The sequence below is a fragment of the Burkholderia sp. 22PA0099 genome, from assembly GCF_047497165.1.
GTDB lineage: Bacteria > Pseudomonadota > Gammaproteobacteria > Burkholderiales > Burkholderiaceae > Burkholderia.
Window position 1 is genome coordinate 4,222,473 of sequence record NZ_CP163165.1, and the last position, 10,256, is coordinate 4,232,728.

The following is a 10,256-nucleotide window of genomic DNA, read 5'->3' on the forward strand; positions in this document are numbered from 1 at the left end:
GATTAGTTGCGGTCGAGGTCGATGTCGATACCGAGCGAGCGGATTTCCTTCACCAACACGTTGAAGGATTCCGGCATGCCCGCGTCGATCACGTGGTCGCCCTTGACGAGGTTTTCGTACACCTTCGTCCGGCCGTTCACGTCGTCCGACTTCACCGTCAGCATTTCCTGCAGCACGTACGACGCGCCGTAGGCTTCGAGTGCCCACACTTCCATTTCACCGAAGCGCTGGCCACCGAACTGCGCCTTACCACCCAGCGGCTGCTGCGTGACGAGCGAGTACGGGCCGGTCGAACGCGCGTGCATCTTGTCGTCGACCAAGTGGTGCAGCTTCAGGTAGTGCATGTAGCCGACCGTCACGGTCCGCTCGAATGCCTCGCCCGTGCGGCCGTCGTACAGGCGCACCTGGTTCTTCGAAGGCGTCATGCCGAGGTTCTGCGCGATGTCGTCCGGGTATGCCAGATCGAGCATCTTCGACATTTCTTCTTCGGTCGCACCGTCGAACACCGGCGTGGCGAACGGCACGCCTTCGCGCAGGTTCTTCGCCAGTTCGACGATTTCGTCGTCGCTGAAGCTTTCGAGGTCTTCCGCGCGGCCCGACTCGTTGTAGATCTTGGTCAGGAACACACGCAGCTCTTCGATCTTCGCCTGACGCGCCAGCATTTCGCCGATTCGCCAGCCGAGACCCTTCGCGGCCCAGCCCAGATGCACTTCGAGCACCTGACCCACGTTCATCCGCGACGGCACGCCCAGCGGGTTCAGCACGACGTCTGCCGGACGACCGTCCGCCATGTACGGCATGTCTTCCACCGGCACGATCTTCGAGACCACACCCTTGTTGCCGTGACGACCTGCCATCTTGTCGCCAGGCTGCAGGCGACGCTTGACCGCCAGGTACACCTTGACCATCTTCAGCACGCCAGGCTGCAGTTCGTCGCCTTGCGTGAGCTTCTTGCGCTTCTCTTCGAACGCGAGGTCGAACTGGTGGCGCTTTTCTTCGATCGAGTTCTTGATCGCTTCGAGCTGTGCCGCCGCTTCCTCGTCGGCCAGACGAATATCGAACCAGTGATAGTGGTCGAGATCCGACAGGTAGGCCTGGTCGAGCTTGGTGCCCTTGACGAGCTTCTTCGGGCCGCCGTTGGCGACCTTGCCGTCGAGCATCCGCGCCAGACGCTGGAACGCGTCGCCTTCCACGATGCGCAGCTGGTCGTTCAGGTCCAGGCGATAGCGCTTCAGTTCGTCGTCGATGATCTGTTGCGCACGCTTGTCGCGCACGATGCCTTCGCGCGTGAACACCTGCACGTCGATCACCGTGCCGCTCATGCCCGACGGCACGCGCAGCGACGTATCCTTCACGTCCGAAGCCTTCTCGCCGAAGATCGCGCGCAGCAGCTTTTCTTCCGGCGTCAGCTGGGTTTCGCCCTTCGGCGTGACCTTGCCGACCAGCACGTCGCCCGCTTCGACTTCCGCGCCGATGTAGACGATGCCCGATTCGTCGAGACGACCGAGCTGGACTTCCGCCAGGTTCGAGATGTCGCGCGTGATTTCCTCAGGTCCGAGCTTCGTGTCGCGAGCGACCACGTTCAGCTCTTCGATGTGGATCGACGTGTAGCGATCGTCCGCCACGACCTTCTCCGAGATCAGGATCGAATCCTCGAAGTTGTAGCCGTTCCACGGCATGAACGCGATCAGCATGTTCTGGCCGAGCGCGAGCTCGCCCAGATCGGTGGAGGCGCCATCGGCCACCACGTCGCCACGCGCAACCTTGTCGCCCATCTTCACGATCGGACGCTGGTTGATGTTCGTGTTCTGGTTCGAACGCGTGTACTTGATGAGGTTGTAGATGTCGACACCGACCTCACCCGCCACCGCTTCGTCGTCGTTCACGCGAATCACGATACGGCCCGCGTCGACGTAGTCGACCACACCGCCGCGTTCGGCCTGAACCGTCGTGCCCGAGTCGACCGCGCAGGTACGCTCGATGCCCGTACCGACGACCGGCTTTTCCGGACGCAGACACGGCACGGCCTGACGCTGCATGTTCGAACCCATCAATGCACGGTTCGCGTCATCGTGTTCGAGGAACGGAATCAGCGAGGCCGCCACCGAGACGATCTGCGACGGCGCCACGTCCATGTACTGGATGCGGTCCGGCGTGACCATCATGGTTTCGCCGGCTTCACGCGCCGAGACGAGTTCGTCGGTCAGTTCGCCCGACACTTCGTCCACCGATGCGTTCGCCTGCGCGATCACGTAACGGCCTTCTTCGATCGCCGACAGGTAATCGATCTGGTCGGTCACCTTGCTGTCCGTCACCTTGCGGTACGGCGTCTCGAGGAAGCCGTATTCGTTCAGGTGGGCATACAGCGCCAGCGAGTTGATCAGGCCGATGTTCGGACCTTCCGGCGTTTCGATCGGGCACACACGGCCATAGTGGGTCGGGTGCACGTCACGAACTTCGAAGCCTGCGCGCTCACGCGTCAAACCGCCCGGGCCCAGTGCGGAAACACGGCGCTTGTGGGTGATTTCCGACAGCGGGTTGGTCTGGTCCATGAACTGCGACAGCTGCGACGAACCGAAGAACTCGCGGATTGCCGACGAAATCGGCTTCGAGTTGATCAGGTCGTGCGGCATCAGGTTTTCGCTTTCGGCCTGGCCGAGGCGTTCCTTGACGGCGCGTTCGACACGCACGAGGCCGGCGCGGAACTGGTTTTCCGCCAGTTCGCCGACGCAACGCACGCGACGGTTGCCCAAGTGGTCGATATCGTCCACTTCGCCCTTGCCGTTGCGCAGCTCGACCAGGATCTTGATCGTCGCGAGGATGTCGTCGTCCAGCAGCGTCATCGGGCCGACGATTTCGTCGCGGCCGACACGTCGGTTGAACTTCATGCGGCCGACCTTCGACAGGTCGTAGGCGTCTTCGCTGTAGAACAGACGGTTGAACAGCGCCTCGACGGCTTCTTCCGTCGGCGGCTCACCCGGACGCATCATGCGGTAGATCGCGATACGCGCGGCCGTTCTGTCAGCCGTTTCGTCGACACGCAGCGTCGACGAGATGTACGGACCTTGATCCAGATCGTTCGTGTAGATCGTCTGGATGTCCTTGATCTTCGCGTCGCGCAGCTTGTCCAGCACGGTTTCGGTGATCTCGTCGTTCGCGTTCGCGATGACTTCACCGGTATCGCCGTCGACGACGTTCTTCGCCAGCACGCGGCCGATCAGATAGTCTTCCGGCACCGAGATGAAGGTGGTCTTGGCGGCTTCGAGATCGCGAATGTGCTTCGCGTTGATCCGCTTGTCCTTCTGGACGATGACCTTGCCTTCGCGATCCGAGATGTCGAAGCGCGCGACTTCACCGCGCAGACGCTCCGGCACGAACTCCATCTGTGCGCCTTCGGCCATCAGCGTGAAGTTGTCGAACACGAAGAAGTTCGCGAGGATCTGTTCCGGCGTCAGGCCGATGGCCTTCAGCAGGATCGACACCGGCATCTTGCGGCGACGGTCGACGCGGAAGTACAGGATGTCCTTCGGGTCGAATTCGAAGTCGAGCCACGAGCCGCGGTACGGAATGATCCGTGCCGAGAACAGCAGCTTGCCCGAGCTGTGGGTCTTGCCCTTGTCGTGTTCGAAGAACACGCCGGGCGAACGGTGGAGCTGCGAGACGATCACGCGCTCGGTACCGTTGATGACGAACGAGCCGGTCGGCGTCATGAGCGGAATTTCGCCCATGTACACTTCCTGCTCCTTCACTTCCTTGACGACGGGCTTGTTCGGCGATTCCTTGTCGAGCAGCACGAGGCGAACCTTCGCGCGCAGGGCCGAACAATAGGTGAGACCACGTTGCTGACATTCCTTGATGTTGAATGCCGGCGACGACAACGCATAGCTCACGAATTCGAGACGTGCGAAACCGTTGTGGGAAACGATCGGAAAGACCGACGTAAAGGCAGCCTGCAGACCTTCAGACTTGCGTTGTGCTGCAGACACTTCGGCTTGCAGAAACGTGCTGAATGATTCAAGCTGAGTAGCCAGCAGGAAAGGAACTTGGTGAACGATGGAGCGTTTCGCGAAACTCTTGCGAATACGCTTCTTCTCGGTGAAGGAATATTGCATACGATCTCCGAATCACGACGGGCGCTATCGAGGCGGGATACCTGGACGTGTCAAACCCGAGTGTTCACCGACTGAGACTCGAATGCCGTGCGGCGGCTCGAGCCTAGAAGCTTGGTGGTTGGCCGCTACCAACCGCTGGCTGACGGCAGCGGATGCCTGTGTTGCCCGCTACCCGACCAAACTTGCCTTCTGCAGTCGCTTCAGAAGACAAAGAAAATCGCCGGCTGTCACGCATTTCATGTCGTAACGGCGGTTTTCTTTGACTTCTGGGGCCATCCATCTTGACACAGAAATTGAGTGTCAAAACACCGTCCCCACAAAGCACAAAAAGGCCGGCGGTATAAAACCGCCAGCCTTCGCGCAGCAAATCGAAACTTACTTGATTTCGACCTTTGCGCCTGCTTCTTCCAGCTTCTTCTTGGCTTCGTCAGCAGCAGCCTTGTCAACGCCTTCCTTGACCGGCTTCGGTGCGCCGTCGACCAGGTCCTTCGCTTCCTTCAGGCCCAGGCCCGTCAGTTCGCGAACAGCCTTAATCACGGAAACCTTGTTGGCGCCCACTTCAGCCAGGATAACCGAGAACTCGGTCTTCTCTTCGACTGCAGCAGCTGCGCCGCCTGCCGGGCCTGCGACTGCCACTGCAGCTGCCGACACGCCAAACTTCTCTTCGAACGCCTTGACCAGCTCGTTCAGTTCCAGAACAGTCATGCCTTCGACTGCTGCCAGGATGTCTTCTTTTGCGATTGCCATGTGAAATACTCCTAAATTGAATGCGAATACAGCCAGCGATCTGTGACGCGGACGTTATGCAGCTTCGGCCTGCTTCTTTTCTGCCAGCGCGGCCAGGGCACGCGCAAAGCCAGCAACAGGCGACTGCATGACGAACAGCAGCTTCGAGAGCAGTTCTTCGCGGCTCGGGATGGTGGCCAGCGCTTGCACAGCGGCCTTGTCCATCACCTTGCCATCGAACGAACCAGCCTTGATGACCAACTTGTCATTGCTCTTGGCGAAGTCGTTCACGACCTTCGCAGCAGCAATTGCATCTTCCGAGATGCCGTAGATCAACGGGCCAGTCATCTGCTCTGCCAGCGGAGCAAACGGCGTACCTTCAACTGCGCGGCGTGCCAGGGTGTTCTTCAGCACGCGCAGGTACACCTGCTTTTCACGCGCTTGCGCGCGCAGCTTGGTCAGATCGCCAACCGCAATTCCACGATACTCAGCCAGCACAACGGTCTGGGCCTTCGCGACTTGCGCGGAAACCTCAGCCACGACGGCTTGCTTGTCTTCTCTATTAAGCGGCACGGTCAGCCTCCAGAAACGATACGATCGGCGCGAGCCTTTCGTACCTCGTTCAACAACGGCGTCCGAGTCGTCAGGAGTATTTCCGCCGCCGGCCCGGATCGCTCCGCACCATCGGCTTCACCACTACAAAACTTGTTCGGGTTCGCCATCTGCGTTGGCTTGAATTAAGGGATGCCTGACTGCTGCCTCCCACCAACGGTCTTTGATAACCGGTCACCTGACGCTCACGCGCCGGGCAACCGCCCAAAGCCCTTGTCAGGCCGCCTCGCACCCGCAAAGCGACCCAAATACTTCGATTACTGCTGCGCTGCGATCGAGCCCTGGTCGACGCGAACGCCGACGCCCATCGTGCTCGACAGAGCGACCTTGCGCAGGTACACACCCTTGCTGGTCGCCGGCTTGGCCTTTTGCAGCGCTTCGATCAGCGCCGACAGGTTGCTGCGCAGTGCTGCCGATTCGAACGACGCACGGCCGATCGTTGCGTGGATGATACCGCCCTTGTCCACACGGAACTGAACCTGACCCGCCTTCGCGTTCTTCACTGCGGTGGCGACGTCCGGCGTAACCGTACCGACCTTCGGGTTCGGCATCAGGCCGCGCGGGCCAAGGATCTGGCCGAGCGTACCGACGATACGCATCGTGTCCGGCGAAGCGATCACGATGTCGAAATCCATCTGGCCGGCCTTGATCTGCTCTGCCAAGTCTTCCATACCGACGATTTCAGCGCCGGCGGCACGTGCTTGCTCAGCCTTTTCGCCTTGAGCAAACACGGCGACACGCACCGACTTGCCGGTACCTGCCGGCAGCACGACCGAACCGCGGACCACTTGGTCCGACTTCTTCGCGTCGATGCCGAGCTGGACTGCCACGTCGATCGATTCGTTGAACTTCGCGCTCGCGCATTCCTTCACGAGTGCCAGTGCGTCTTCGATCGCGTACAGCTTTTCACGGTCGACCTTAGCGGCAAATGCCTGACGGCGCTTCGAGATCTTGGCCATTTACACGCCCTCCACGGTGATGCCCATCGAGCGTGCGCTGCCTGCGATGGTGCGAACTGCTGCGTCCAGATCCGCTGCCGTGAGGTCAGGCATCTTGGTCTTTGCGATTTCTTCAGCTTGAGCGCGCGTGATCGAACCGACCTTGTCGGTGTGCGGCTTGGCCGAACCCTTGTCGATCTTCGCTGCCTTCTTGATCAGGACGGTCGCCGGCGGCGTCTTCATCACGAACGTGAAGCTCTTGTCCGCGAATGCCGTGATCACGACCGGAACCGGCAGACCCGGTTCCATGCCTTGAGTCTGCGCGTTGAACGACTTGCAGAACTCCATGATGTTCAGGCCGCGTTGGCCCAGTGCCGGACCGACCGGCGGCGACGGGTTGGCTTTACCTGCAGGGATCTGCAGCTTGATAAAGCCGATAATCTTCTTTGCCATTTGAAAACCTCGTTGGAACGCCAGGCTGGCGTCCGGTGAGTGATAACGCGGGTTCGTCCGTGCGGACTACTGGCGCTCCTCAACGGTCAATGATGCGGACCGTAATCGCGACGGTGGGCAGCCCGAAGGCCGCCCACTTGAAACTCAGACTTTTTCGACCTGACCGAACTCGAGCTCGACCGGCGTTGCACGACCGAAAATCGTGACCGACACGCGCACTCTCGATTTCTCGTAGTTCACTTCTTCGACAGTGCCGTTGAAGTCGGTGAACGGGCCTTCCTTGACCCTGACCATCTCGCCTACTTCGAACAGGGTCTTCGGGCGCGGCTTTTCCACGCCTTCCTGCATTTGCGACATGATCTTTTCGACTTCGCGCGGGGAAATCGGGCTCGGGCGGTTACGTGCACCACCGACAAAACCGGTCACCTTCGCCGTGTTCTTGACGAGGTGCCACGTTTCATCCGTCATTTCCATTTCCACCAGCACGTAGCCGGGGAAGAAACGACGCTCTGTCACTGCCTTGTGACCACCCCGGACTTCGACGACCTCTTCGGTCGGCACCAGGATCTGGCCAAACTTGTCTTGCATGCCGGCACGGTCGACACGCTCTTGAAGCGCGCGCTGCACGCTCTTCTCCATGCCGGAGTAGGCGTGCACGACGTACCAACGTTTTCCGCTCGGGGATGCCGGAGTATCACTCATATCATTTCCATCCCAGAATGGCCGAGAAAATTACCCATTCGATCGACTTATCGCTAAGCCAAAGGAAGAGTGCCATGATCAGCACAAACCCGAACACGACCAGCGTGGTTTGTGTGGCTTCCTTGCGCGTCGGCCAAACGACCTTGCGCACTTCCCGGTAGGAATCTTTAGCGAAGGCGATGAAATTCTTGCCCGGAAGCGACATCAGGGCGACTGCGACACCAGCGATGACTCCTACTGCCAGTGCGACGCCGCGGATGTACCACTCCTTGCCGCCAAGCAGGAAGAAGCCCGCAAATCCGGCCAAGACCAACAATACGCCCAGGCCCAGCATCAGCTTATCGCCGGAGGTATTTACAGTTTCGACGGATGGATTCGCCATAACACCTTAAAACAAATGCCACGTATGAACGTGGCGATTTGGCAGGGGCAGAGGGAATCGAACCCCCAACCTTCGGTTTTGGAGACCGACGCTCTGCCAGTTGAGCTATGCCCCTGTAACAATGAGGCTGGACAATTCCAGCCCCAAAGCGATTGATCAACGACTAACTGGCTTAGGCGAGGATCTTTGCAACGACGCCGGCGCCGACGGTACGGCCGCCTTCGCGGATTGCGAAGCGCAGACCTTCTTCCATGGCGATCGGAGCGATCAGCTTCACCGTGATCGACACGTTGTCGCCCGGCATGACCATTTCCTTGTCCTTCGGCAGTTCGATCGAGCCCGTCACGTCCGTCGTACGGAAGTAGAACTGCGGACGGTAGTTGTTGAAGAACGGCGTGTGACGGCCGCCTTCGTCCTTGCTCAGCACGTACACTTCAGCCGTGAAGTGCGTGTGCGGCTTGATCGAGCCCGGCTTCGCCAGAACTTGACCACGCTCCACGTCTTCACGCTTCGTGCCGCGCAGCAGGATACCGACGTTGTCGCCTGCTTGACCTTGGTCCAGCAGCTTGCGGAACATTTCGACGCCCGTGCAGGTCGTCTTCACGGTGTCCTTGATGCCGACGATTTCGAGTTCTTCGCCGACCTTCACGATGCCGCGTTCGATACGACCCGTCACCACCGTGCCGCGACCCGAGATCGAGAACACGTCTTCCACCGGCATCAGGAACAGGCCGTCAACGGCGCGTTCCGGCGTCGGGATGTACGTGTCCAGTGCGTCGGCCAGGTTCATGATCGCCACTTCGCCCAGCTCGCCCGTGTCGCCTTCCAGCGCCAGCTTGGCCGAACCCTTCACGATCGGCGTGTCGTCGCCCGGGAAGTCGTACTTCGACAGGAGTTCGCGAACTTCCATCTCGACCAGTTCGAGCAGTTCAGCGTCGTCCACCATGTCGCACTTGTTCAGGAACACGATGATGTACGGAACGCCAACCTGACGGGCCAGCAGGATGTGCTCGCGCGTTTGCGGCATCGGGCCGTCTGCTGCCGAGCAAACCAGGATCGCGCCGTCCATCTGCGCCGCGCCCGTGATCATGTTCTTCACATAGTCAGCGTGGCCCGGGCAGTCGACGTGTGCGTAGTGGCGGTTAGCCGTTTCGTACTCGACGTGTGCCGTGTTGATCGTGATGCCGCGCGCCTTTTCTTCAGGTGCCGCGTCGATCTGGTCGTAGGCCTTCGCTTCGCCGCCGAACTTCTTCGTCAGCACCGTCGTGATTGCTGCCGTCAGCGTCGTCTTGCCGTGGTCAACGTGACCGATCGTACCAACGTTGACGTGCGGCTTGGTCCGCTCAAACTTTCCCTTGGCCATTTTCAACTCCCGTAAGGAATTTCACATATTGCGCGGCGCGCAAACAGACACTGACAACCTGCTGGTGCCCATGGGCAGGATCGAACTGCCGACCTCTCCCTTACCAAGGGAGTGCTCTACCACTGAGCCACATGGGCGAAACAAGTACTTACTGCGTAGAACTTGGAGCGGGTGAAGGGAATCGAACCCTCGTCGTAAGCTTGGAAGGCTTCTGCTCTACCATTGAGCTACACCCGCACGGGCCACTTAACGATCCCTTTACCGCTCTATTTGTCTGGTGGAGGAGGTTGGATTCGAACCAACGTAGGCGTAAGCCAACAGATTTACAGTCTGCCCCCTTTAGCCACTCGGGCACCCCTCCGTAGAGAACTGACGATTATGATTCTATGCCGACCTTGTGTCAAGTACTCTGAGGAGATTTTTTATCTCGTTGGCAGCACTTGCGCTCGACATATCATGCCGACCGCCTGCTTGACGCTTCGTGATTCGACACCCTGTAAAAGCGTCGCGATTCATCAAACCTGGCGACCGGAGCGGAAATCAACCCGCCCAGACCGTCATTCCAATCTCTGGAAAGCTTCTCAGAAAATTGGAAAGACGTGAATCATAAGGGGTCACGACGAATAAGCCAAGTGGTAAACCGCGTTTTTCGAAAGTTTTTTTGATGCTGATGTGTTGCGGCGGAAAGTTTGAGGCGCGGCGGCAGATTGAAACGGTGAACGCGAGATTGCGGAGAGCTGGAGTGCAGCGCCGTGGGCAACGTAGACGTTCTCTGAATGTGCCGGAAGCGCGCGCAGCGGGCCCCAACGGGCATCCACAACCGAGCAACACGTTGTGGGACCGCCAGGCCTCTCCGGACCTGGTGGACGGCCAGGCTGCAGAGCCTGAGGGTACGATCCACAAGGGTCTGCCGGCGACGAGGTCGGAGCTCGACAGGCGCGCGATACGAGCGCGTGTTCTGCGGCCGA

Annotated in this window: 8 protein-coding genes and 4 tRNA genes; all 12 read right to left on the bottom strand. The window is 59.7% G+C overall.

Translation table 11 applies throughout. The features are described 5' to 3' along the window. Positions 1–2: 2 nt before the first annotated feature. A complete protein-coding gene (gene rpoB / locus AB4851_RS34250) occupies positions 3–4,112 on the bottom strand; it encodes a DNA-directed RNA polymerase subunit beta (RefSeq protein ID WP_414443672.1) in 4,110 nt (1,369 codons plus the stop codon). 375 nt (positions 4,113–4,487) lie between these two features. Further along, complete coding sequence (gene rplL / locus AB4851_RS34255; RefSeq protein WP_414443671.1) at positions 4,488–4,859, bottom strand: 50S ribosomal protein L7/L12; 372 nt, start codon at positions 4,857–4,859, stop codon at positions 4,488–4,490. A 54-nt stretch (positions 4,860–4,913) separates the two neighbouring features. Continuing rightward, complete coding sequence (rplJ, locus tag AB4851_RS34260; RefSeq protein WP_414450523.1) at positions 4,914–5,411, bottom strand: 50S ribosomal protein L10; 498 nt, start codon at positions 5,409–5,411, stop codon at positions 4,914–4,916. A 296-nt stretch (positions 5,412–5,707) separates the two neighbouring features. Next, the gene (gene rplA, locus AB4851_RS34265; RefSeq protein ID WP_414443669.1) at positions 5,708–6,409 is read right to left on the bottom strand and encodes a 50S ribosomal protein L1; all 702 of its coding nucleotides are present in this window, start codon (positions 6,407–6,409) and stop codon (positions 5,708–5,710) included. Beyond that, the gene (rplK, locus tag AB4851_RS34270) at positions 6,410–6,841 is read right to left on the bottom strand and encodes a 50S ribosomal protein L11 (RefSeq protein ID WP_414443668.1); all 432 of its coding nucleotides are present in this window, start codon (positions 6,839–6,841) and stop codon (positions 6,410–6,412) included. A 144-nt stretch (positions 6,842–6,985) separates the two neighbouring features. Then, positions 6,986–7,543 carry a transcription termination/antitermination protein NusG gene (gene nusG / locus AB4851_RS34275; RefSeq protein WP_414443667.1) on the bottom strand — a complete coding sequence of 186 codons (558 nt, stop codon included), beginning with the start codon at positions 7,541–7,543 and terminating at the stop codon, positions 6,986–6,988. 1 nt (position 7,544) lies between these two features. Continuing rightward, a complete protein-coding gene (gene secE, locus AB4851_RS34280; RefSeq protein WP_414443666.1) occupies positions 7,545–7,925 on the bottom strand; it encodes a preprotein translocase subunit SecE in 381 nt (126 codons plus the stop codon). Positions 7,926–7,964: 39 nt separating this feature from the next. Then, positions 7,965–8,040: transfer RNA gene (locus tag AB4851_RS34285), tRNA-Trp, on the bottom strand. Between the two features lie 57 nt (positions 8,041–8,097). Continuing rightward, complete coding sequence (tuf, locus tag AB4851_RS34290) at positions 8,098–9,288, bottom strand: elongation factor Tu (RefSeq protein ID WP_414443665.1); 1,191 nt, start codon at positions 9,286–9,288, stop codon at positions 8,098–8,100. Between the two features lie 62 nt (positions 9,289–9,350). Then, positions 9,351–9,425 (bottom strand) — tRNA-Thr (locus AB4851_RS34295). A gap of 26 nt (positions 9,426–9,451) precedes the next feature. Continuing rightward, a tRNA-Gly gene (locus AB4851_RS34300) sits at positions 9,452–9,525 on the bottom strand. A 38-nt stretch (positions 9,526–9,563) separates the two neighbouring features. Then, positions 9,564–9,649: transfer RNA gene (locus AB4851_RS34305), tRNA-Tyr, on the bottom strand. Positions 9,650–10,256: the final 607 nt, after the last annotated feature.

What these genes read in the sequence shown, in the direction of transcription:
- rplL (WP_414443671.1), bottom strand. Translation starts at nt 4,859, where the DNA reads ATGGCAATCGCAAAAGAAGACATCCTGGCAGCAGTCGAAGGCATGACT.
- nusG (WP_414443667.1), bottom strand. Translation starts at nt 7,543, where the DNA reads ATGAGTGATACTCCGGCATCCCCGAGCGGAAAACGTTGGTACGTCGTG.
- rplA (WP_414443669.1), bottom strand. Translation starts at nt 6,409, where the DNA reads ATGGCCAAGATCTCGAAGCGCCGTCAGGCATTTGCCGCTAAGGTCGAC.
- rpoB (WP_414443672.1), bottom strand. Translation starts at nt 4,112, where the DNA reads ATGCAATATTCCTTCACCGAGAAGAAGCGTATTCGCAAGAGTTTCGCG.
- tuf (WP_414443665.1), bottom strand. Translation starts at nt 9,288, where the DNA reads ATGGCCAAGGGAAAGTTTGAGCGGACCAAGCCGCACGTCAACGTTGGT.
- secE (WP_414443666.1), bottom strand. Translation starts at nt 7,925, where the DNA reads ATGGCGAATCCATCCGTCGAAACTGTAAATACCTCCGGCGATAAGCTG.
- rplK (WP_414443668.1), bottom strand. Translation starts at nt 6,841, where the DNA reads ATGGCAAAGAAGATTATCGGCTTTATCAAGCTGCAGATCCCTGCAGGT.